Source organism: Bacillus sp. B1-b2, assembly GCF_009183415.1.
Lineage (GTDB): Bacteria > Bacillota > Bacilli > Bacillales > Cytobacillaceae > Niallia.
Window position 1 is genome coordinate 219,122 of record NZ_WEHU01000001.1, and the last position, 20,731, is coordinate 239,852.

25 protein-coding genes, 1 riboswitch and 1 other annotated feature are annotated in these 20,731 nt (G+C 33.2%); of the genes, 17 read left to right on the forward strand and 8 right to left on the reverse strand.

All coding sequences use genetic code 11. The features are described 5' to 3' along the window. Positions 1–124: 124 nt before the first annotated feature. Positions 125–1,324: a DNA ligase D gene (ligD, locus tag F9279_RS01120; RefSeq protein ID WP_152110791.1), complete on the reverse strand. Its 1,200-nt coding sequence runs from the start codon at positions 1,322–1,324 to the stop codon at positions 125–127. Between the two features lie 172 nt (positions 1,325–1,496). On the opposite strand from ligD, the gene F9279_RS01125 reads away from it, so the two are divergent. From F9279_RS01125 to F9279_RS01175, 11 genes are all read left to right on the forward strand, one after another. Continuing rightward, on the forward strand, positions 1,497–2,330 hold the full coding sequence (locus F9279_RS01125) for a Ku protein (protein ID WP_152110792.1): 834 nt from the start codon (positions 1,497–1,499) through the stop codon (positions 2,328–2,330). A gap of 109 nt (positions 2,331–2,439) precedes the next feature. Continuing rightward, positions 2,440–3,096: a phosphatase PAP2 family protein gene (locus tag F9279_RS01130; RefSeq protein WP_152110967.1), complete on the forward strand. Its 657-nt coding sequence runs from the start codon at positions 2,440–2,442 to the stop codon at positions 3,094–3,096. Between the two features lie 95 nt (positions 3,097–3,191). Further along, a complete protein-coding gene (locus F9279_RS01135; RefSeq protein ID WP_152110793.1) occupies positions 3,192–3,743 on the forward strand; it encodes a glycerol-3-phosphate responsive antiterminator in 552 nt (183 codons plus the stop codon). Positions 3,744–3,936: 193 nt separating this feature from the next. Then, complete coding sequence (locus F9279_RS01140; RefSeq protein WP_152110794.1) at positions 3,937–4,755, forward strand: MIP/aquaporin family protein; 819 nt, start codon at positions 3,937–3,939, stop codon at positions 4,753–4,755. Between the two features lie 97 nt (positions 4,756–4,852). Continuing rightward, positions 4,853–6,343 carry a glycerol kinase GlpK gene (gene glpK / locus F9279_RS01145; RefSeq protein WP_152110795.1) on the forward strand — a complete coding sequence of 497 codons (1,491 nt, stop codon included), beginning with the start codon at positions 4,853–4,855 and terminating at the stop codon, positions 6,341–6,343. A 164-nt stretch (positions 6,344–6,507) separates the two neighbouring features. Next, positions 6,508–8,163 (forward strand): glycerol-3-phosphate dehydrogenase/oxidase, encoded by a 1,656-nt coding sequence (locus tag F9279_RS01150; protein ID WP_152110796.1) that lies wholly within the window; start codon positions 6,508–6,510, stop codon positions 8,161–8,163. A 579-nt stretch (positions 8,164–8,742) separates the two neighbouring features. Beyond that, a riboswitch (ZMP/ZTP riboswitch) is annotated at positions 8,743–8,826 on the forward strand. A gap of 36 nt (positions 8,827–8,862) precedes the next feature. After that, positions 8,863–9,705 (forward strand): bifunctional 5,10-methylenetetrahydrofolate dehydrogenase/5,10-methenyltetrahydrofolate cyclohydrolase, encoded by an 843-nt coding sequence (locus F9279_RS01155; protein WP_152110797.1) that lies wholly within the window; start codon positions 8,863–8,865, stop codon positions 9,703–9,705. Positions 9,706–9,941: 236 nt separating this feature from the next. Continuing rightward, a complete protein-coding gene (locus tag F9279_RS01160) occupies positions 9,942–10,142 on the forward strand; it encodes a cold-shock protein (protein ID WP_152110798.1) in 201 nt (66 codons plus the stop codon). 439 nt (positions 10,143–10,581) lie between these two features. After that, positions 10,582–12,087, forward strand: coding sequence for a DEAD/DEAH box helicase (locus F9279_RS01165; RefSeq protein WP_152110799.1), 1,506 nt, complete (start codon positions 10,582–10,584; stop codon positions 12,085–12,087). Positions 12,088–12,218: 131 nt separating this feature from the next. Then, a complete protein-coding gene (locus F9279_RS01170; protein ID WP_152110800.1) occupies positions 12,219–12,419 on the forward strand; it encodes a cold-shock protein in 201 nt (66 codons plus the stop codon). Between the two features lie 130 nt (positions 12,420–12,549). Further along, the gene (locus F9279_RS01175) at positions 12,550–12,945 is read left to right on the forward strand and encodes a cytosolic protein (RefSeq protein ID WP_152110801.1); all 396 of its coding nucleotides are present in this window, start codon (positions 12,550–12,552) and stop codon (positions 12,943–12,945) included. A 43-nt stretch (positions 12,946–12,988) separates the two neighbouring features. Here the strand turns inward: F9279_RS01175 and F9279_RS01180 are convergent, their stop codons facing one another. Continuing rightward, positions 12,989–13,288 carry a DUF6509 family protein gene (locus tag F9279_RS01180; RefSeq protein ID WP_152110802.1) on the reverse strand — a complete coding sequence of 100 codons (300 nt, stop codon included), beginning with the start codon at positions 13,286–13,288 and terminating at the stop codon, positions 12,989–12,991. Between the two features lie 319 nt (positions 13,289–13,607). Here F9279_RS01180 and F9279_RS01185 point away from each other — a divergent pair, with 319 nt between their 5' ends. Then, positions 13,608–13,811 carry a cold-inducible protein YdjO-related protein gene (locus F9279_RS01185; RefSeq protein WP_193224403.1) on the forward strand — a complete coding sequence of 68 codons (204 nt, stop codon included), beginning with the start codon at positions 13,608–13,610 and terminating at the stop codon, positions 13,809–13,811. An 85-nt stretch (positions 13,812–13,896) separates the two neighbouring features. Here F9279_RS01185 and F9279_RS01190 read toward each other — a convergent pair whose 3' ends face one another. From F9279_RS01190 to F9279_RS01205, 4 genes are all read right to left on the reverse strand, one after another. Beyond that, positions 13,897–14,583, reverse strand: a complete 687-nt coding sequence (locus tag F9279_RS01190; RefSeq protein ID WP_152110804.1) for an LrgB family protein — start codon at positions 14,581–14,583, stop codon at positions 13,897–13,899. Next, a complete protein-coding gene (locus tag F9279_RS01195; protein ID WP_319020736.1) occupies positions 14,580–14,963 on the reverse strand; it encodes a CidA/LrgA family holin-like protein in 384 nt (127 codons plus the stop codon). The genes F9279_RS01190 and F9279_RS01195 overlap by 4 nt, the downstream gene beginning before the upstream one ends. A 157-nt stretch (positions 14,964–15,120) precedes the next feature. Continuing rightward, positions 15,121–15,996: a LysR family transcriptional regulator gene (locus F9279_RS01200; RefSeq protein WP_152110806.1), complete on the reverse strand. Its 876-nt coding sequence runs from the start codon at positions 15,994–15,996 to the stop codon at positions 15,121–15,123. Between the two features lie 78 nt (positions 15,997–16,074). Then, a complete protein-coding gene (locus F9279_RS01205) occupies positions 16,075–16,254 on the reverse strand; it encodes a hypothetical protein (protein ID WP_152110807.1) in 180 nt (59 codons plus the stop codon). 184 nt (positions 16,255–16,438) lie between these two features. Between F9279_RS01205 and F9279_RS24810 the strand changes: the two genes are divergently transcribed. Beyond that, positions 16,439–16,612 (forward strand): hypothetical protein, encoded by a 174-nt coding sequence (locus tag F9279_RS24810; protein WP_193224379.1) that lies wholly within the window; start codon positions 16,439–16,441, stop codon positions 16,610–16,612. A 57-nt stretch (positions 16,613–16,669) separates the two neighbouring features. Here F9279_RS24810 and F9279_RS01210 read toward each other — a convergent pair whose 3' ends face one another. Then, on the reverse strand, positions 16,670–16,996 hold the full coding sequence (locus F9279_RS01210) for a hypothetical protein (protein WP_152110808.1): 327 nt from the start codon (positions 16,994–16,996) through the stop codon (positions 16,670–16,672). Between the two features lie 255 nt (positions 16,997–17,251). Here F9279_RS01210 and F9279_RS01215 point away from each other — a divergent pair, with 255 nt between their 5' ends. Then, positions 17,252–17,773: an HAD family hydrolase gene (locus F9279_RS01215; RefSeq protein WP_152110809.1), complete on the forward strand. Its 522-nt coding sequence runs from the start codon at positions 17,252–17,254 to the stop codon at positions 17,771–17,773. A 70-nt stretch (positions 17,774–17,843) separates the two neighbouring features. Here F9279_RS01215 and F9279_RS01220 read toward each other — a convergent pair whose 3' ends face one another. Next, on the reverse strand, positions 17,844–18,539 hold the full coding sequence (locus F9279_RS01220) for a DUF3298 and DUF4163 domain-containing protein (protein WP_152110810.1): 696 nt from the start codon (positions 18,537–18,539) through the stop codon (positions 17,844–17,846). A 178-nt stretch (positions 18,540–18,717) separates the two neighbouring features. Between F9279_RS01220 and F9279_RS01225 the strand changes: the two genes are divergently transcribed. The 3 genes from F9279_RS01225 (at position 18,718) to F9279_RS01235 (ending at position 20,369) form a co-directional block, all read left to right on the forward strand. Next, positions 18,718–19,137 (forward strand): SRPBCC family protein, encoded by a 420-nt coding sequence (locus F9279_RS01225; RefSeq protein WP_152110811.1) that lies wholly within the window; start codon positions 18,718–18,720, stop codon positions 19,135–19,137. After that, on the forward strand, positions 19,137–19,478 hold the full coding sequence (locus tag F9279_RS01230) for an ArsR/SmtB family transcription factor (RefSeq protein WP_152110812.1): 342 nt from the start codon (positions 19,137–19,139) through the stop codon (positions 19,476–19,478). The genes F9279_RS01225 and F9279_RS01230 overlap by 1 nt, the downstream gene beginning before the upstream one ends. A gap of 138 nt (positions 19,479–19,616) precedes the next feature. Continuing rightward, the gene (locus F9279_RS01235; RefSeq protein WP_193224380.1) at positions 19,617–20,369 is read left to right on the forward strand and encodes a class I SAM-dependent methyltransferase; all 753 of its coding nucleotides are present in this window, start codon (positions 19,617–19,619) and stop codon (positions 20,367–20,369) included. 65 nt (positions 20,370–20,434) lie between these two features. Beyond that, positions 20,435–20,686 (forward strand) — a binding site (T-box leader). Positions 20,687–20,731 lie beyond the last annotated feature (45 nt).

The window sequence follows — 20,731 nt, forward strand, 5'->3', positions numbered from 1 at the left end:
GGAATAGCTATTAATGGAACAAAAGCTATTCCTTTGCTCCTTTTATTTTTTCTGTTTTATATATAATAAACAAATTCTCTTCACAGGGTTCACGTCTTGGTAAATAAAACTATCCTTTAATATATCATAATCTTTGTGAATTAGCTTTTAACCCATCTAAAACAGGCTGAAAGGGTTGATCATCTTTGATTCGAAAATAATCATGAAAAGGATTTATACCTTTTTCCAAACGAAAGGCTACTTCTTTCATACTAAACTGAGCTGGAGTTAATGAGTCAGTAAGTTCATTCCAATGTATGGGACAAGCAACATATCCTCCTGCATTCCCTCTAATAGAATAGGGAGAAATAATGGTTTTTCCTTCACTGTGTTGTATATAATCTATATACAGGCGATTGTTACGATTTTTTTTCAATCTTTCAACTGTAAAAAGTGTTGGTTCTGATTGAATCATAAACCTTGCTACAAATTCAGTGAACACGCGTACTTCTTCGTAGGAATATGTCTTTTCAGGAAGGGGAATATATACCTGTATACCTTTATTGCCTGATATCTTAACAAATGAATGAAGATGCAGTTGATCTAATATTTGTTTTAATAATTTGGCAGCTATAATCGCAGAGGAAAACTTATCAACAGATGCTGGATCTAGATCAAAGACTATTTCTGAAGGCATAGATTCCGAATGAATGGTTTCAAAAGGAATATGTAATTCAAATGCTAATTGATTTCCAAGCCATAATAGTGTTTCGATATTATTACAAACAATATACTTAATATCTTCATGATAAAATGTATCAACAAAGCTTGGAGCATAATCAGGACACTGTTTTTGATAAAAAAAGTCACCGAAAAGTCCATGCGGGTATCTAATGGTTGTTAGTAAACGATTTTTCAAAAAGGGAAGTAAAAATGGACTGACCCTCTGTAAATAGTTAATATAATCTATCTTTGTTATGCTTGATTCGGGAAATAAAGGCTTATCAGGATTTGTTATTTCAACAGGAATTTTAAGTAATTGCTCAAAACTGCAGTCAGCTAAGGTTTTATTAAATAAAAATTGATGAAAGACTGGTTCTACTAATTTTTCGTTTTCATAAGAAGTGATTTTTAATTCCACAATGATACCTGGTTTAATATATAGAACAGAATCAACCTCTTTATGAAAATGCTCTTTCATAATAGATAGAAGAGCCTCTTTATCCGCACTTTCTATCCCTTCTTTAAACGTCCCTACTTCAACGGGTTTTCCACTTTTCATTACTCCTACTCCAAAAACATCTTGAACTTTATGATAAAAAGTAATAAAAAATGCTGCTAACATATGAAAATCACCAACCAATCAATTGCTTCTCGTTACTAGTATGACACTAAATTCATCATCTTATTTCATTGATTCATTGCCAATAATTATCTGTATGCTTACCGTGAAATCTAGGCAATTTATTAAGGAACATAAAAAGCTTAAAATGAATGAATAGAATGGAGATTAATATATGCATACCATGTGGAAAGGAAATATTAGCTTTGGTTTAGTTAGCATTCCCATAAAATTACACACTGCAACAGAAGATAAAGATATTAAATTGAGGACTTTGCATAAAGAATGTCATGCTCCTATCAAATATGAAAAAAAGTGTACTTCGTGTGGGAAGGAAGTAGCTCCTGAAGATATTGTAAAGGCATATGAATATGCAAAAGGTAAATATGTTGTTCTTGATGAAGAAGAATTAGAAAAAATAAGAAAAGAACAAGAAGATAAAGCTGTAGAAATTATAGATTTCGTTCAAATGGAAGAAATTGATCCTATTTATTTTGAGAAATGTTATTATATGTCTTCTGGTGAAGGTGGAAATAAAGCATATGCTTTATTAAGAGAGGCACTGGTGGAAACGAGGAAGGTAGGCATTGCCAAAATAATTATTCGTGCTAAAGAACAACTCGCTGTCATTCGCGTCTATAAAAATACATTATGCTTAGAAACCATTCATTTTCCAGATGAAGTAAGAAAAATCGAGGATGTACCTAATGTGCCTGCAGAGAATGAAATTGCTAAGAAAGAGTTAGATACCGCCATTCTTCTAATTGATCAATTAACAACTGCGTTTGATCCAAGTAAATATACAGACGAATATCGTACAGCATTACTTGATTTGATAGAAACAAAAAAACAAGGGAAAGAAATAGTAATAAGTAGTGATAGTAAACCAGTTGAATCAAATGTAATGGATTTAATGGCTGCATTACAAGCATCAATAGATAACACAAAGCCGGAAAGACAAGTGGAAAAGAAAAAAAGAACAAGAAAAAAAGTAATAAGAGAGGCATAACAGCTAACAATTATTGGCTAATGGGATGTTATACAGTATACTAATAGTGGAAGTTGTTTCGATGCAACTTCTTTTTCTTTTATATTAAAAATAATGGGAGAAATAGATGATGGATAGAAAAGAAAAAAAACTAACGATACGCTATGCATTAACAATGATGGCGATAATTGGTTTCTTTACAGGAATTTTTTACTTAGTTTCTAAGCAAGTAACAAGCAAAGATTTGTTAGTCTTCGATCAGCACATTATTTCTTTCGTGCAAAGTTTTATCTCAGTTGATATAACTAGATGGGTATTAAGACTAACGGATTTAGCTTCTGTTGCTTTTTTAATTTACGCTGTTTTATTTGTTTCTGTTCTTCTTTTATGGAAAAAGAAATATGCTTTAATGGTATTCATGATAACAGCAAATGGACTTGGTGCATTATTGAACAAGACATTAAAATGGTATTTCAAAAGAGAGCGACCAGATATACTTCCAGTTATTCTGGAGAAAGGTTATAGCTTTCCTAGTGGACACTCCATGGGATCCTTACTTTTTTATGGTAGTTTAGCTTATCTTTTGGTGCATATCTTACAGGGTACGTGGGCGAAAATACTGTCTTTCTTAGGATTAATTCTACTTATTCTATTAATTGGAACAAGTAGAATATATTTAGGCGTTCACTATCCAACAGATGTTGTAGGAGGATATTCTATTGGAATCGCATTTTTGGTCCTTTGTATCCTAGCATTTAGATATTACGAGGAGAGAAACAATAAATAATACATATAGCCTAAGCCTCTCTATCATGGAAAAAAGAATAAATGATTTCTAATAAATAGAATAATAAATCTAAAAAAAGATAGAATTCGGGGGAAATGCAAATGAAACAAACGATTATACCTGCTTCATCAAATATGAAGGAGTTTGAAGCTTTCTTAGATAGTGATTACGAAGTTGGTGTCTTCTTAGAAATACATATCTCACAACTGAAAAATATTAGTATACTAGCAAAAAATGCAAAAAAGAAAATGATTTTTCATGTGGATTTGATTCAAGGATTAAAAAGCGATGAACATGCTACTGAATTTATTTGTCAAGAGATTAAGCCTTATGGACTTATTTCCACGAAAACGTCGGTTATTCAAAAAGCAAAACAAAAGGGAGTCATAGCCATTCAAAGAGTTTTCTTACTTGATAGTCATGCAATTGAAAAAAGTATTAAGCTTGTTAACCGAACACAACCTGATTATATAGAAGTTCTTCCTGGTACCATGCCATGGATGATTAGCGAAATAAAAGAAAAGCTGCAAGTGCCTATTTTAGCTGGCGGGTTAATCCGTAGTATGGAAGATGTGGAAAATGCTATTCAAGCGGGAGCGGTAAGTATTACAACATCTAAAAAAACTTTATGGCAAAAAGGAAAGTAATATAAATATAGTGAAAATACGAAAAAAGAATTGACAATGTTGCGGTAAGCGTTTACACTAACGTTACAAGTTAATTAAACGTGTCGAAGATAAGGAGATGCACACAGTGATCACATATTTGTAATGTGATGAATGCTGTTGTGCTCTCCTTTTTTATGCGTTTTTTTAACTAATTGACAAAGGGGGAAGTTGCATGTCAGCATTTATGGGTGAATTAATTGGAACGATGATTTTGATTATCTTTGGGGCTGGAGTTGTTGCAGGAGGAAATTTAAAGAAAGCATTCTCTAATGGAGGCGGATGGATCGTCGTAACATTGGCTTGGGGATTAGCTGTAACAATGGGTGTGTTTGCAGTAGGAAGCTTTAGTGGTGCTCACTTAAATCCTGCAGTTACTATTGCTTTTGCTATAACAGGGGACTTTGCTTGGAATCAAGTAACAGAATATATATTAGCACAAATGATTGGGGCAATTTTAGGCGCTTGCATCGTATACTTACATTACTTACCACATTGGGGAGCAACAAATGATCCAGGTGCAAAATTAGGTGTATTTGCCACTGGGCCAGCTATTCCACATACATTCGGAAATATACTTAGTGAATTAATTGGTACATTCATGCTAGTTCTTGGTTTAATGTTTATTGGAGCAAATAACTTTACAGATGGGTTAAATCCATTAGCAGTTGGTTTGTTAATTGTTGTTATTGGGATGTCTCTAGGGGGAACAACTGGATATGCTATCAATCCAGCCCGTGATTTAGGGCCGAGAATTGCTCATTTTCTCTTACCTATTGCAGGTAAAGGCAACTCAAATTGGAGTTATGCATGGATTCCAGTTCTTGGTCCAATAATGGGAGGTTCACTTGCAGCTATTTTTTACACATACTTCTTTAAAGATACCATGTTATCAGGAACTTGGATAATCTTACTTGCAAATGCTATTATTCTATTATTATCATTTGTTATGACTAAAAATCAAAGTAAGGCAGTAAGAAGAAGAGCTGCTTAATCTATTCTTCCTGGACTATCCTGCGAAGGTAATCATTGTTTTTAAAAAGATTATTTATAAGAATAAACTATAACGATTAAATTTGGAGGTTTTATACATGGAAAAATATATTTTATCATTAGATCAAGGTACAACAAGTTCAAGAGCGATTATCTTTAATAAAAAAGGAGAAATCGTTCATACAGCACAAAAGGAATTTACACAAATTTTCCCACAGCCAGGTTGGGTAGAGCATAATGCAAGTGAAATTTGGGGTTCTATTCTTTCTGTCATTGCAACTGTTTTATCAGAATCAGATATTAAACCAGTTCAAATAGAAGGAATTGGTATCACCAATCAAAGGGAAACAGCTGTAGTTTGGGATAAAAACACGGGAGTTCCAGTATATAATGCCATTGTTTGGCAATCTAGACAAACAAGAGATATCTGTGAGGAATTAAAGAAGCAAGGACTGAACCAGCTATTCCGTGACAAAACAGGTCTTTTAATTGATGCTTATTTCGCAGGAACAAAAGTAAAATGGATATTAGACAATGTAGAAGGAACAAGAGAAAGAGCGGAAAACGGAGATCTATTATTTGGTACTATTGATACTTGGTTGATTTGGAAATTGACAGGTGGAAAAGTACATGTTACAGATTATACGAATGCTTCCCGTACTTTAATGTTCAATATATACGATTTGAAATGGGATGATGAACTACTTGAAATATTAACTGTACCTAAGTCCATGCTACCAGAAGTAAAGCCTTCCTCTGAAGTTTATGGTCATACAGTAGATTATCACTTCTTTGGTCAAAACATTCCTATTGCAGGAGTTGCTGGAGATCAACAAGCAGCCCTATTTGGTCAGGCTTGCTTTGAACAAGGAATGGCTAAAAATACGTATGGAACCGGCTGTTTTATGTTAATGAATACTGGAGAAAATGCAGTGAAATCAGATCATGGACTATTAACAACAATTGCATGGGGATTAAATGGGAAAGTTGAATATGCACTAGAAGGAAGTATTTTTGTTGCAGGATCTGCTATACAATGGCTTCGAGATGGATTAAGAATGTTGAAAGATGCAAAAGACAGTGAAGTGTATGCATCTCGAGTAGATTCAACGGATGGTGTCTATTTAGTGCCAGCATTTGTCGGTTTAGGCACACCTTATTGGGATAGTGATGTTAGAGGAGCTATGTTTGGAGTAACTAGAGGAACAACAAAAGAACATTTTGTTCGAGCAACATTAGAGTCGCTTGCTTACCAAACAAGAGATGTATTATCCGCAATGGAAGCCGATTCCAATATTCAATTAAAAACACTTAGAACAGATGGTGGAGCAGTAAAAAATAATTTCTTAATGCAATTTCAATCAGATATTTTAGATGTACCAGTTGAAAGACCAGTCATTAATGAAACAACAGCATTAGGTGCTGCATATCTTGCGGGTCTAGCAGTAGGTTTCTGGGAAAGTCAAGAGGAAATTGCTGAGCAGTGGAGCGTAGAACGTGCTTTTACACCAGCAATGGAAGAAGATCAAAGAGAAGAATTATATAATGGATGGAAGAAGGCTGTAAAAGCAACCATGGCATTTAAGTAATAATCTTAAATACTACCAAAATATTAAAAATGATGGTATAATAAAAACAAGTTAATATTTATCGTCTGGAGAATTGGAGAGACCACAAGGCATTGTCAACATACTTGATAATGTAACTTTGTGGTCTCTTTTTCGTTGTTTTTAACAAATAGGAGGGAAATAACATGCAAAAAAAGCCAAATACAAGAGAACTAACAGAAAGAGCTATTAAAGAAAAGGTATATGATGTTTTAGTTATTGGTGGAGGAATAACTGGTGCAGGAATAGCGCTAGATGCAGCAACTCGTGGAATGAATGTAGCACTAGTAGAAATGCAGGATTATTCAGCAGGTACTTCTAGTAGATCAACAAAATTAGTTCATGGTGGATTGCGATATCTGAAACAGTTGGAAGTGAAAATGGTCGCAGAAGTAGGAAAAGAAAGAGCGGTTGTTTATGAAAATGGGCCACATGTAACAACACCTGAATGGATGTTATTGCCTTTCCATACTGGAGGGACATTTGGTAAATTCACGACAAGTATAGGACTTCGAGTGTACGACTTTCTTGCAGGTGTAAAGAAATCAGAACGAAGAACCATGTTTTCAGTAGTAGAAACATTAAAAAAAGAACCTTTAGTGAAGAAAGAAGGGTTAAAGGGAGGCGGGTATTATGTAGAATATCGTACAGATGATAGCCGTCTAACTATTGAAGTAATGAAAAAGGCTGTTGAAAAAGGTGCAGTTGCTTTGAATTACACAAAAGTAGAAAAATTTCTTTATGATCAGGCAGGTACTGTAAATGGTGTAATGGTGAAAAATATAGTAACAAATGAATCATATCCAATTTATGCGTCGTTGATCGTAAATGCAACTGGTCCTTGGGTAGACAATTTAAGAGAGAAGGATGGAAGCAAGAAAGGTAAATCTCTACAATTAACAAAGGGTGTTCACATTGTTATTGATCAATCAGTTTTTCCGTTAAAGCAAGCAATCTATTTTGATACACCTGATAAAAGGATGGTTTTTGCTATTCCAAGAGATGGGAAAGCTTATGTAGGAACAACCGATACTTTTTATGGTGATGATCCAGTAAGTCCAACTATGTCAAAAGAAGATCAACAGTATCTATTAAAGGCCATTAGATTTATGTTTCCAAGTGTAACGGTAACAACAGAAAATATTGAATCAAGTTGGGCAGGAGTGAGACCGTTAATTTTAGAAGACGGAAAGGATCCATCGGAAATCTCTCGTAAAGATGAAATTTGGGAATCAGATAGTAAATTAATTACGATTGCTGGGGGGAAATTAACAGGTTATCGAAAAATGGCAGAAACCGTAGTAAATCTAGTGGCAAAAAGGTTAAGCGAAACAACGGGTAAAACCTTTAAAGAAGCTGCAACCAAGCATTTACCAATATCAGGTGGTGATGTAGGGGGCGAAAAAGGATTTACTAAATTTGTGGAGTCTATCGTACCACATGGCATGGAAGTAGGTTTAACGAAAGTGGAAGCAGAAAAGATAGCAAGAATGTACGGAAGTAATGCACCTATTCTTTTTGAATTATTACAAAATAGTGAAGAATACAATATGGAAGGATTAATTCCCTATTTTTGGGCTAAAATACACTATGCATTAGAATATGAATTCGCATTAACTCCAACTGATGTCTTGTTAAGAAGAACTGGTATGCTTCTATTTGACATGAAGACACTTCAAATAGTTAAAGAACAGGTAATTAATTATATGGCCTCTTATTATGAGTGGAGTGAAGAAAGAAAGGAAATGTTAACAGCACAACTAGAAGAAGAGATTCAAAAAGCGACAATACCTGTTAATTAATGATATTATTTACTAGCCGCCCCAAATGTGGGCGGCTGAAAAATTTCCAAATAGTAACAGCCTCTTTTGTTTGACTTGATGTAAGATATAGGATATTATGAGTTGTATGTATTTGAGGTACACAGAATTTTGTAGAATTTTATGATGAATAGGATATAGTTTAAATCGGAACAATACTATAATAAAATGTATAATATGGCATTCTTATCATTTCAGCCAGAAATCACACTCCTAATAAATCTTCAAAAAAATCATTCCAACACAGAATATCGCGGATAAAACCTTCCAATTTTAATACCCAGAAATGTATTTCTTTTTTCTACAGCATTCTCCCTAAATTCAAACTGGCACGGTCTAGGAACCGTAAGGATGAAAGAGAGGTAGGGCTTTCGTTGTTTTAGGTGTTACACCAGAAAATAAGTGTATAGTCCTTGAATATAAACCAATATGTATATCGTTAAATAACGATAAAAGTGGCTTTATCACATTATTATATAATGAGATAAAGCCTTTTTCTATTTACGTTTAAATAATACTGTTAAATAGATTTATCCCTATGTTATCATTAAGTGGAGTATTACCATACATAGTAACTGACGACATAAATGGATCTAACCATATGGGAGCTGTGTATATGTATAGCCGGTCGTCTGGGCGAAAGAAGATTTCTTCTTTAACATCTTACCAGGGGGTATATACATGGAAGAAAAATTGATTTTAGATGGAAATGTTGTTGCAAAAGCAGTGAAGGATGAATTGAAGGAAAGAATTGTAGGCTTAAAGGAAAATGGAATTACTCCATGCTTAGCCACTATCCTTGTAGGAGATGATCCATCTTCAGAAACATATGTAAGAATGAAAGGGAATGCTTGTGCGAAGCTAGGAATAGAGTCGAGAAGAATTCACTTAAGTAAGGAAACAACAACAGAGGAATTGTTAGAAACTATTTCCGCTTTAAATGAAGATCAAGAAGTACATGGAATTTTACTTCAACATCCAGTTCCAAGTCACATTGATGAAAGAAAAGCATTTGAAGCAATTGCGATTGATAAGGATGTGGATGGTGTAACTAGCTTTGGATATGGACAAACTGCATTAGGATTTGGAAAATACCCATCTTGTACACCAGCTGCTATATTAAAAATAATGGAATACTATGGAATAGAAGCTAGCGGTAAGCATGCTGTTGTGGTTGGCAGAAGTCCTATATTGGGGAAACCTGTATCAGCATTGCTTTTAAATAAAGACGCTACTGTGACTACTTGTCACTCTAGAACACAGAACTTAGCAGACCATGTAAGACAAGCTGATCTCATTATTGCAGCTGTTGGAAAGCCGAATTTCATCCAAGGAGATTGGGTTAAACCAGGCGCTGTCATATTAGATGCTGGATATAACAAAGGTAATATTGGGGATGTTGACTATGAGGCTTGTTTGGAAAAAGCATCTGCAATTACACCAGTTCCAGGTGGGGTTGGGCCGGTTACTATTAGTATGTTATTGAAGCATACGGTTGATTCTGCTGAGCAACTAAATAAATAGTATTTTAGAAACTTTTCATATCTTGATTGACAAATCCATGATTACAGTTTAATATAAGGGTAACGCAATTAAGTTCGGTATATGTTTAAGGGTTAGAGAGTCGTAGCTGCAAGTCATGTAGTCGATTTATTCCTACAGCTTGTTAGTTACGATTTTTTTAAATTAAGTGATGTAAATCGCTTTCCTAAAAGTTATATTAGGTGCTTAGTGTGTAACACATTTTTGGAGGTTTTACAATGAACACAGGTAAAGTTAAATGGTTTAATGCAGAAAAAGGTTTTGGTTTCATCGAGTCTTCTGAAGGGCAAGATGTATTCGTTCACTTCTCTGCTATCCAAACAGAAGGTTTCAAAACTTTAGAAGAAGGTCAAGAAGTAACTTTCGAAATCGTTGAAGGTAACCGTGGACCACAAGCTTCTAACGTTTCTAAAGCTTAATTTTATTTAGGAAAAAGGTGATGCCTTTCTATACGCATCACCTTTTTTTTGGTGGGAGGGTTTGTTTTTTAGAATAAACTCTTATCCTTAAGCTAAACATAATCTACTATTTATATTCTTCCTTTTAAAAAACCGTGTGTAATCCTAATGAAAAGATGGTTTACAGGTTTTCCACTAATTATTATTTACCTTAATGTTTGGATAATGAAAAAAAGTGAAATAAAATGGAGAGTATATATTATAGCAAAACTAACACATACACTCTTGATTGATCTTACAAGAATGGATTATGTATAAACTTATGGACAGAAATTATGTACTCATTAAGTGGTGTTGTTATTACATTCCATAAAAGAAACACACATTTCATACCATGACATTATTACCTCGTATAAATGGAAGTTCAATCAACAGAGTAAAAAACAAGGAGGAAAAAGTATTGACAACTTTTTCAGATTTTAAATTAAGTAATAGTTTAGAGAACGCATTATCTAACATGGGGTTTGAAGAACCAACTCCAATTCAAGCACAAGCAATTCCGATTGCCCTTTCTGGTAAGGATATGATCGGACAAGCACAAACAGGTACTGGAAAAACTACTGCGTTTGGTGTTCCTTTATTAGAAAAAATCGAAGTAGGCAAAGCTATTCAAGGATTAGTGCTTGCTCCAACTAGAGAATTAGCTGTTCAAGTAGCAGAAGAATTAAATCGTATTGGTGCTGTAAAAGGTATTCGTACTCTTCCAATTTATGGTGGACAAGATATTAACCGCCAAATTCGCGGATTAAAGAAGAAACCAGAAATTATCGCTGCAACTCCTGGTCGTTTAATCGATCATATTGAACGTAAAACAATTCGTTTACAAGATATTAAGATGATCGTTTTAGATGAAGCAGATGAAATGTTAAATATGGGATTCATCGAAGATATCGAAAGAATTTTAAGTGAAACTCCAGATTCTCGACAAACTTTACTATTCTCAGCTACAATGCCAAGAAGAATTCAAACATTAGCTGAAAGATTCATGGTAGAACCTGCTTTAGTAAAAGTAAAAGCGAAAGAAATGACTGTTACAAATATTGAGCAACATTATATGGAAGTTCAAGAACGTCAAAAATTTGATGTATTATGTAGCTTACTTGACATTCAATCTCCAGAGCTAGCGATCGTTTTTGGTAGAACAAAAAAACGTGTAGATGAAGTGGTTGAAGGGTTAATTAAGCGTGGATATTCTGCAGAAGGTATTCATGGTGATATTCCACAAGGTAAACGTGATCAAGTAATTCGTCGCTTTAAAGAACAAACAATAGATATTATGGTAGCAACAGATGTTGCTGCACGTGGATTAGATATTAGTGGTGTTTCTCACGTTTATAACTTTGACATTCCACAAGATCCTGAAAGCTATGTACACAGAATTGGTCGTACTGGTCGTGCAGGGAAAAAAGGTCTTGCTATAACATTTGTTTCTCCAAGAGAAGTAGATCACTTACGTATCATTGAAAATGTAACGAAGAAAGCTATGCAGAAAAAAGCGATTCCTTCTATAACAGATGTTTTAGCTGGAAACCAACAAGCTACAATAAATAAATTAACAAAAACGATTCAAGACAATGAATACAGTGAGTACAAACGTGTTGCAGAAAGCTTACTAGAAGAAACAGATTCTGTAACTTTACTTGCAGCTGCATTAAAAATTCTAACAAAAGAACCAGATGCTACACCAGTTAAATTAACTGCTGTGGAACCATTACGTAATAGAAAGCCAAAAAAAGATAATCGCTCCGGTGGTGGCAATGGCGGTGGCGGTGCTCGCAGACGTCGCTCAGAAAGAGGCGGAGAACGCGGATTCGATAGAAGCCGAAATAATTCTGGTGGAGAAAGAAGAACTAGAAACCGCAACGGCAGTGGTAATGGTAATAGTAATAGTAATAGAAGTAAATAATAAAGTCACATCGATCGCCTAAAAATATCCTTCATTAATTTGTTTAAAAAAATTAAAATTGGGTATATTAAATAAATGAAGGGTATCATTATAAGATATTCTTTGTTTATTTAAATCTAGGAGTGAGTAAAATGGCATCAGGTAAAGTAAAATGGTTTAATTCTGAAAAAGGTTTTGGATTTATTGAAGTAGAAGGTGGAGAAGATGTATTTGTACATTTTTCCGCTATTCAAACAGACGGATTTAAAACTTTAGACGAAGGCCAAGAAGTTAGTTTTGATATTGAAGATGGCAGTAGAGGACCTCAAGCTGTTAATGTAACAAAACTATAAAGAAAAAGAGTCCTTCAAAGGACTCTTTTTTACATACACTCTTAAAAAATAGGGGGAGAATAAAGCAGGTTCATTGCTAAAAGTAATTTCATTATATAAAATAGAAAATGATTAGAAAGAGGTGCCCAACATGAAAGAATTTAAAGTGCAATTTCATGCAGAAGATGGAATAGATCAAATGACAGTTCAGAAATTAAGTGAAGAGGATTTTAATCGTGTTACTAGCGGTGGGACAAGACAACTTTTTGAACTGGATACAAATATCGGTTTCTTTATTTATTTTGATGCAGAAGATGAAGAGGGAAATGAAACTTACTTAGTGCTTCAATATGAAGAGGAAAGTGAAGATCCTTCAGCATGTTTTAGTTTTCAATTAAAAGACTTCTATCAATTTGTAGCTTTACATTTAAATGATCTTCAGTATGAAGAAAGTGAATCAGAAGAGGAAGAGGATTTTGGTCCTATTCATTACTTAGCTCATCTTATGCATCATATAGTAGAAGATGGAAAAACGGTTGAAGTATAAAAAAAGTATCTGAGTAGAATAATCTACTTCAGATACTTTTTTTCTATTCTTCTACTTCTTGCTCCATGTAATGCTTGTTGCAAAAAGTATTTAGTTCTAATAATTCTTCGTCCTCTAATCCGAAATCTAAATACTTATTATCTAAACTATTATAGAAATGATAATCTAAAATTTTTGATTCTTTTTCATCTATATAAAATAGAACTTTTAGCTGTAGGTTTTCTTCTGCAGCTAATTCATCCTCTTCGTCCCATTCTATTGTTAAGAAGAACTCAAAACGATCACCTTGAAGAATTCCTGTAGGATCCTTAATTTGTTCAACTGTATATTCTGTAATATTCAATGCGTAAACCTCCAAGATATCTAAATTATCCTATGTAAATAAAGCGCTACTTCAAAATAATATCATATAGATCTTGGAATAGCTAATTGTTTTCAAAGACCAGTTTAAATTTAAGAAAAACTATTTGCATCTTATTAGATAATATGGCATAATAGAATTTTTTGACATATATTTATTTCTGTGGTAAAATAATTTATAGAGTCTGATTTTAGATTTATATCTATGTATGCACTTGTTTAGGGATCTTCAATTTTCTTCTCTTAGATCAAGTGTTTTTCTATTTTTTTCACAAGCTTATTGGAGGTGCTTCATTTTGGCAATGGGATTTGGTAGAAAGAACAATGAAGAAGTAGTTAAAGAAGTGGTGAAGGTTTGGGATTGTGAGTCGGATACGTGTAACTGCTGGATTCGGGATAATTTCAAAAGTGGTGATAAACCAAAGTGCCCAATATGCGGAAGTGAAATGGTATTAACAACTAGAGAACTACAAGTTGTTAACAACAACAGTATCTATTCGAAGTAAAGCAGATAGCTTAATAATATTTTAGTAAAAAAGAGAAGTCTTCTAAAAGGAAGACTTCTCTTTTTTACTACGTCATAGAAAATACTTATCCGAATTGTACAATAAAAGGAATAAGGGAGGAACCCCATATCAACGTAATCCAAGCCGCGATAATCATAGCAAGTGTCGAGAAGGTGGCTTCTTGTTCCCCAAATTCCATTGCTTTAGATGTACCTACCCCATGTGCTCCCATACCCAATGCTAAGCCTTTAGATATAGGAGAGGTTAAGGAAAACCATTTTATTACATATGGTCCAATTATTCCTCCAACTATACCAGTAATAATAACAAAAATAGTTGTTAACGTTGGTAAACCGCCAATTTCTTCGGATACAACCACTGCAATGGGCGTAGTAATGGAACGAGGTAGGATGCTGATAATAAAATCTTCATTCAACTTAATAAGTACTGATAATAAATATGAAGACAGAACCGCAATAATAGAGCCAATAGTAACGCTTATGATAATAATAGAGAAATATTTTTTTAAAACAGCTAAGTTTTTATATATAGGTACAGCAAATGCAATAGTTGCAGGACCAAGTAAATGTGTTAATGGTTTTGCAGAATCCATATAAGTAGTAGCTGGTATATGAATGAGCTGGATAAAGAGAATGAGAAGTATGGGTGTTAACAGTAAGGGATGCAACAAGGGAAAAGTCCATCTCTTATAACAAGTTTTTGCTAGTCTGTATAAAAAATAGGTTAGAAGACAAAATAATATGATTTTCATTTATTCATGCTTCTCTTTCGACTTCTGTTAAAAATATACTCTGCTATATAACCAGTTGCACCCATAACAATAAAAGTACTAATGATAATTAATAGTATTGTTTCAATTCCCTTTAAATTAAAAATTTCATCATAATTAACAATTCCAACTGCAGAAGGAATAAAGAATAAAAGTAATTCTGCTAATAGCCATGCTGCACCTTTTTCTACCCACTCTAATTTAACGACATGTAAAAGTAATAAAATAAATAAAAGTAATAGACCGATCATAGAGGAAGGTAGTGGAACATGAAATATTTCTTTAATTCCTATTCCAATAAACCAAAAAAGATGAAGAAATAATATTTGCCCAACAATGATTAACCATTTCAATAAAATCACCTTCCGAGCATGTTAATAGTAAAAAATTACGCTCATAAGTTTTCTATATGGTTTATCATACGCATTTAGCATATATTCGTAAAATACATAGTAATTATAATTAATATAACTTTTAGTTATAGTTAAAATAGCAAGAATAAATCAACCTATATGACCCTTATTTTTCATTAAGAATAAAGTCAATAAACCGTCTCCCAGCAACCGAAAGATAGCAATCTTTTTTAGTAATAATCGCTAATTCCCAATTCGTAAGAGGTTCTAATTGGATAAAACGCACTTGATTGTTATTCGCTCTGTTGCAGATAGACTCTGGCAGGATAGATATCCCCAAATTAGCTGCAACAATCTCAATCATAAAGTCCCATTGAGAGCTTTTAAAGATAATATTTGGTTCAAAGCCCACTTGTGTAAATTTTTTACGCATCATTTCAAAAAGTGCAAATTCTTCACTATAAAAAATAAATTCTTCCTCTTTTAAATCTTTCATATGTACTTTCTCTTTTTGCGCAAGTGGATGGGATTCATGTACAATCAATTTTAGCTCTTCTTGAACTAAAGGAAATGTATGAAAAGTATCCTCTAATAAGGGAAGAACAGCAACTCCTATTTCAAACTCTCCATCTTCAACACTCTTAACCACTTTTGCTGCTCCATATTCCTTAATATTGATATGAATATTCGGGTAAGCCTTATGAAAGGAAGCAATAACCTTTGGGAAATACAAGCTACCAATGATAGGTGGTAAACCTATATTAATACTTCCTCTTGCTAAATTGGTCATATCATGAAGAGTGGTAGACATTTCTTCCACTTGATTAATAATCTTAAGTGCATATTCATAAACCACTAACCCTGCATCTGTTAGCTGGTGGGTTTTATTTGAACGAATAATAAGAGGCATACCCAACTCTTCCTCCAAATTTTTAATGGCTTTACTAAGAGCTGGTTGAGAGATGTGTAGCTTTTCTGATGCTTTTGATATGTTTTTTTGTTTCACTACTTCTATGAAATAATGTAATTGTCTAATTTCCATGGTATTTCCTCCAAAATAAAAAGGAGTACACTAAGCAGATTCATATGAATCTTTTTGTTAGGTCTCCTTTTATCTGCATTAAGAGAGCTTTTTTAGGATTCCTAAATTTCTAATCATGGAACCAATAAACATAACACCTGCGCCACCAAAAAGTAAAACCAGCAGCGTATTTTTTTCAATCACATGCATGGGATAAAGTACGCCACTTATAATAGCAATAAATCCTAATACAGTTAAGCCCAAACCGAATTTCACCATAATATTATCTTCCTTTACATTAAATATGGATATACATTATTTTAAGCAATATAGGTGTGGTGCACAACCTTTATATACTTTTTAATTAAACATTATGTCCAAAAAGTGAAAAATAAAAAAGAGGTTTAGATTTTTATGATGGGTGGTATATAGAAGGTATCCTCTTAAGAAAGGTGTGAAAATTATGTCCATTTTTCAAGGGTTTAGAGAAAAAATTGTTATTAATAATAACTGGAAAAGTAATTTAATTGCACAAAAGAAATTTGAGAATCTTTATAAGAAGAATGATTTTCAAGTAATATATGGAAGTATTTATCGAATGAATGATACTAATAAATTTAATAATAGCAAATCATAAATAAAAGACTGGGATGATCATCCTAGTCTTTTTTGTATAAAAATGATATAGGATAGCTTATTGTGCCATCGAGGGTTCTGTTAAATAGTCATAAAATACTTTCTCAATAATAGAAGGATCTTCTACATAATCTGAGTTTGTTAATTCTTTTACACGAACTACATATACTGATTTAACAAATAAGTGCAGTGCTTCATCCTCTGTTAACCTATGGATTTTTTGGATTAATTCGTTGTCAGAAATATAATTTACAATACGACCAAGGAATTCATTCGGATAGTCTTTTGGCAGTTTACCAGTTTCCTCTGTAAAAATCCCTCCTTGTCCTTCCATTTCGACATGACGTATTACACTATTTAATTCTTGTATACTAAATATCTCCATTGACTAACACCTCTTTCCTCTAGTATTATAACAGGCTATTATATACTAGTAAATCTGTGTTTTATAATTCTAAGGGAATCTTGTTTACCTAAGGTTTGAGGTTGTTATATAAAAGAGCTAACACGCCGATACGAAGAATTAAAAGATAAGGAGGAAAGCTGGATTTTTAAGAAGATGAAACAAATTGTAGAGTTATAGGCAATACAAATGGTACAATAAGCTTTATTAGATTTTTAGCATAAAAGAGGAGTTACTATGGATAACAAAAACAATACGTATTTGATGGTAAAAGAGTTTCATGAAGCATTTGGGCATGAAGTAAGTGAAAAGCCTAAAGCGATTGAGGAAAAAACGGCAGTTAACCGAGCAGTATGGACTGGAGAAGAGATTGTTGAATTTCTTTATGCAACTGCAAATGGGCAAGAAGAAAAGTTCAAAGAGTTATATAAAGGCTTCTTAGCAGGAATGGATAAAGCTGCAGATAAGATGCTTACAGAGAAAAAACCAGTCGAAGATATCCTTGTCGCTCAGATGGATGCTTTAACAGATATAGAATATTTTAATCAAGGTAGCTTCGTAATTGCAGGTGTAGAGCCTTTGCCATTATTTAAAATTGTCCAAGAAGCAAATATGGGGAAATTATTTGAAGATGGTAAACCTAGATTTAGAGAAGAAGATGGGAAAATTATTAAGCCACCAAACTGGGAAAAAGATTTTGCTCCAGAAGGGCGTTTAAAACAAGAAATAGAACGTCAATTAACGGAAAAGCAAAAATAAGCTTTTACCATTGTGAACCAATTTGACTGAATATCAATAAAAATAGAAAGGGGAAGAACCCTTTCTATTTTTATTGGTAAACAGATTTGGGAATAAAGACTGTGGGTGTACCAGAAACATAAGGACCAACTTCATATTGTTGAAAAATCAAGTAAATTCCATCCTTAGCTAAGTAAAAATTTGTAGTGCTTGAAACAGTAAAATCTTTCCAATCCTCTATATCTGAGTAAAAAATTTCAGGGTGTTTTTTGGCGTATTCTTTTATGAAATTAGTCACTTCATCATATTTTTTCTCATGTTTAATAAAGTCATTTAGCGTATATTGCTCTCCACTTTTTACATCAAAATTATAGGTAGTAACTAGGGTACTTCCATGCGCTCCCCCTGTAAAACGGTAATCATAAAAAATTATACTCAATTGGTTATTATCATCGTACAGAACCTTGTAAGTAGTGAGATATTCGTAGTCACAAGTTGGATTTGATTCTTTGCAATGAGGGTCATTTTTTATGCTTTCCTCTAACTTCTTTAATTCTTCATACTCCTTGTTTGATTGTATGATATGTTTCTTTAATGCTTGATTGATCTTGTTCTGCGCTTTATTATTTGGTGCGTTAGTAAGATAAGGATATTGTAAGTTCTTTTGCTGCTGATAATATTTTTGCAAAATAGTATGGGATGGTGCTGAATATACTATAAGCGAATTGTTAGTTAGCATAAAAAGGCAAATCATGATTACAATACGAATGGTTAACTTCCTTTGCATAAAGATGGCTCCTTTTTTTTGTAGTCGCTATATCTTGTTACTAAACATGCTGGTTATGTATGAGAATAACTGGAAGAATGAAGATCATGATAGTAAAGGAAAAAATTCATTTAAAATGAAACCAGAAGGTGTTATAATAACATGAAACCAAAAGGTGTTACATAAGGAGGATATTTATATGACAAGCCAAGTACAAGACATTCAACAAAAAGTAGTGATTGATGCACCGATTCATAAGGTATGGGAGTATGTTGCCTCTGCGGATGGTATTGCAAGTTGGTTTATGCCAAATGATTTTCAGCCTATTATCGGATATGAATTTCACTTACAATCTCCTTTTGGACCATCACCGTGTAAAGTTATAGAAATAAATGAGCCAAATAAGTTGTCGTTTACATGGGATGTGGAAGGATGGGTGGTTCACTTTATTTTAAAGGAAATAGATGAACAAACAGAATTTACGCTTATCCATGGTGGGTGGAAATCAAATGAAGAAATACTTGCAAAACCTAACAAAAATGCTGCAGATGTTCGTGAGACAATGAATAATGGATGGAGTGGGATTTTACTAAAACTACAAAAAGTAGTGACAGCATAATGACAGAACAAGCAAAAAAACATGATGTATTTCAAGCAGTAGCGGATCCAACTAGAAGGCAGGTATTAAAGCTTTTATCAGAAAAGGATTTGTCTATTGTTGAAATTGCAGACCAATTCACAATTAGTCGAAATGCAATAGTAAAACATTTACAAATTTTATCTGATGCTAAGCTAATTGAAGGAAAAAAGGTTGGTAGAAGCAAGCTATATCATATAAGGCCAGAGCCATTACAAGAATTACACGAATGGATAAGTTATTATGAACATTTCTGGAGTAACAAATTAGCTTTATTAAAATATAAAGTGGAAAATAATAATGAACAAGAGAAAGATCGCTAACTTGTTAGCGATTTTTTATTGTAAGCGTTTTATACAAAAAGAGGAATGTAATGTTTTTTGTAGAATATTAATTTAATACGGTGTTTATAGTGAATATTATTATCCATGAAATGTATCATAACTGGAGGGGGAAATACATTGATCGGAGAAGAAAGATTTAATGGTAAGGCTGCATTATATGAACAATTTCGACCTGGCTATCCTTTGTCCTTTTTCAAGGAATTGATTACACAATTAGTGAAGAAAAAGGACCCTATTATAGCTGATATAGGTGCAGGAACAGGGATATTTACAAATGTATTATCTAACATTTCACAAAAACTTATTGCTGTTGAACCAAATGATGAAATGAGAGATATACTTAAGAGAAACTTTAGTAATGGGTGTTTATGTATAAAAGGGCAAGCTGAGAATACGGGGCTATCTAATAATAGTGTCGATCTTATTACAGTAGCTCAAGCTTTTCATTGGTTTGATCCAATTGCCTTCGGTGAAGAATGTAAACGCATACTAAAGAAAAACGGATTAGTTATGTTAATTTGGAACAGTAGGGAACAAGAAAGTAATCTAAATAGGGAAACTGCAAGAATATCCAAAAAATATTGTTCCAGTTTCCAAGGCTTTAGTGGAGGAATAAATATAGAAAAATTAGAATTACCGAGTTTTTTTACCAGTGGTTATGAACGTTATTCATTTTCTAATCCTTTAAAGCTTACAAAGGAACAATTTATTGGTCGTAATCTATCTGCTTCCTATGCACCTAAAAAAGAGGATGCATCGTATGATGGTTTTGTAGAAGAATTAAGTGACTTATATGAAACAAATTCTTCATCTGAGCACTTTATTATTGTACCTAACGATGTACATGTATTTGTAGGAACTATTGATTAAAAAGGTAGATAATTTCTAATCTTGACAAAAATAAGAAATTATATTAAAATCCAATTTAATATAGGATAATAGCTAGGAGAAGGAAAAGTAAATAAGGCAGTGTTTGATAGAGAGCTTCTGATGGTGGAAAAGAAGTAAATGAACCTTATTGAAAATGGCCTTTGAGCTTCGTACCGAAAACTTATTGAGTAGGCTACGACGAGTTGGCACTCGTTATAACAGCAGCAGTATCTCTTATACAAGACGTACTGATTAGAGGCAAATAGTAAATTATATTTGTGAATATAGGTGGTACCACGGGTAAAAACGTCCTAATCTTTTTAGATTAGGGCGTTTTTTTGTGTGGAGAATATCTTCTCAAG

Excerpts from the sequence above, each read along its gene's own strand:
- F9279_RS01190 (WP_152110804.1), bottom strand. The coding sequence starts at position 14,583 with ATGAAAATCATATTATTTTGTCTTCTAACCTATTTTTTATACAGACTA.
- F9279_RS01155 (WP_152110797.1), top strand. The coding sequence starts at position 8,863 with ATGGAAGAAAAATTGATTTTAGATGGAAATGTTGTTGCAAAAGCAGTG.
- F9279_RS01225 (WP_152110811.1), top strand. The coding sequence starts at position 18,718 with ATGACAAGCCAAGTACAAGACATTCAACAAAAAGTAGTGATTGATGCA.
- F9279_RS01150 (WP_152110796.1), top strand. The coding sequence starts at position 6,508 with ATGCAAAAAAAGCCAAATACAAGAGAACTAACAGAAAGAGCTATTAAA.
- F9279_RS01125 (WP_152110792.1), top strand. The coding sequence starts at position 1,497 with ATGCATACCATGTGGAAAGGAAATATTAGCTTTGGTTTAGTTAGCATT.
- F9279_RS01140 (WP_152110794.1), top strand. The coding sequence starts at position 3,937 with ATGTCAGCATTTATGGGTGAATTAATTGGAACGATGATTTTGATTATC.
- F9279_RS01170 (WP_152110800.1), top strand. The coding sequence starts at position 12,219 with ATGGCATCAGGTAAAGTAAAATGGTTTAATTCTGAAAAAGGTTTTGGA.
- F9279_RS01210 (WP_152110808.1), bottom strand. The coding sequence starts at position 16,996 with ATGGAGATATTTAGTATACAAGAATTAAATAGTGTAATACGTCATGTC.
- F9279_RS01160 (WP_152110798.1), top strand. The coding sequence starts at position 9,942 with ATGAACACAGGTAAAGTTAAATGGTTTAATGCAGAAAAAGGTTTTGGT.
- glpK (WP_152110795.1), top strand. The coding sequence starts at position 4,853 with ATGGAAAAATATATTTTATCATTAGATCAAGGTACAACAAGTTCAAGA.
- F9279_RS01220 (WP_152110810.1), bottom strand. The coding sequence starts at position 18,539 with ATGCAAAGGAAGTTAACCATTCGTATTGTAATCATGATTTGCCTTTTT.
- F9279_RS01200 (WP_152110806.1), bottom strand. The coding sequence starts at position 15,996 with ATGGAAATTAGACAATTACATTATTTCATAGAAGTAGTGAAACAAAAA.
- F9279_RS01130 (WP_152110967.1), top strand. The coding sequence starts at position 2,440 with ATGGATAGAAAAGAAAAAAAACTAACGATACGCTATGCATTAACAATG.
- F9279_RS01215 (WP_152110809.1), top strand. The coding sequence starts at position 17,252 with ATGGATAACAAAAACAATACGTATTTGATGGTAAAAGAGTTTCATGAA.
- ligD (WP_152110791.1), bottom strand. The coding sequence starts at position 1,324 with ATGTTAGCAGCATTTTTTATTACTTTTTATCATAAAGTTCAAGATGTT.
- F9279_RS01230 (WP_152110812.1), top strand. The coding sequence starts at position 19,137 with ATGACAGAACAAGCAAAAAAACATGATGTATTTCAAGCAGTAGCGGAT.
- F9279_RS01135 (WP_152110793.1), top strand. The coding sequence starts at position 3,192 with ATGCAAATGAAACAAACGATTATACCTGCTTCATCAAATATGAAGGAG.
- F9279_RS24810 (WP_193224379.1), top strand. The coding sequence starts at position 16,439 with ATGTCCATTTTTCAAGGGTTTAGAGAAAAAATTGTTATTAATAATAAC.
- F9279_RS01205 (WP_152110807.1), bottom strand. The coding sequence starts at position 16,254 with ATGGTGAAATTCGGTTTGGGCTTAACTGTATTAGGATTTATTGCTATT.
- F9279_RS01175 (WP_152110801.1), top strand. The coding sequence starts at position 12,550 with ATGAAAGAATTTAAAGTGCAATTTCATGCAGAAGATGGAATAGATCAA.
- F9279_RS01185 (WP_193224403.1), top strand. The coding sequence starts at position 13,608 with ATGGGATTTGGTAGAAAGAACAATGAAGAAGTAGTTAAAGAAGTGGTG.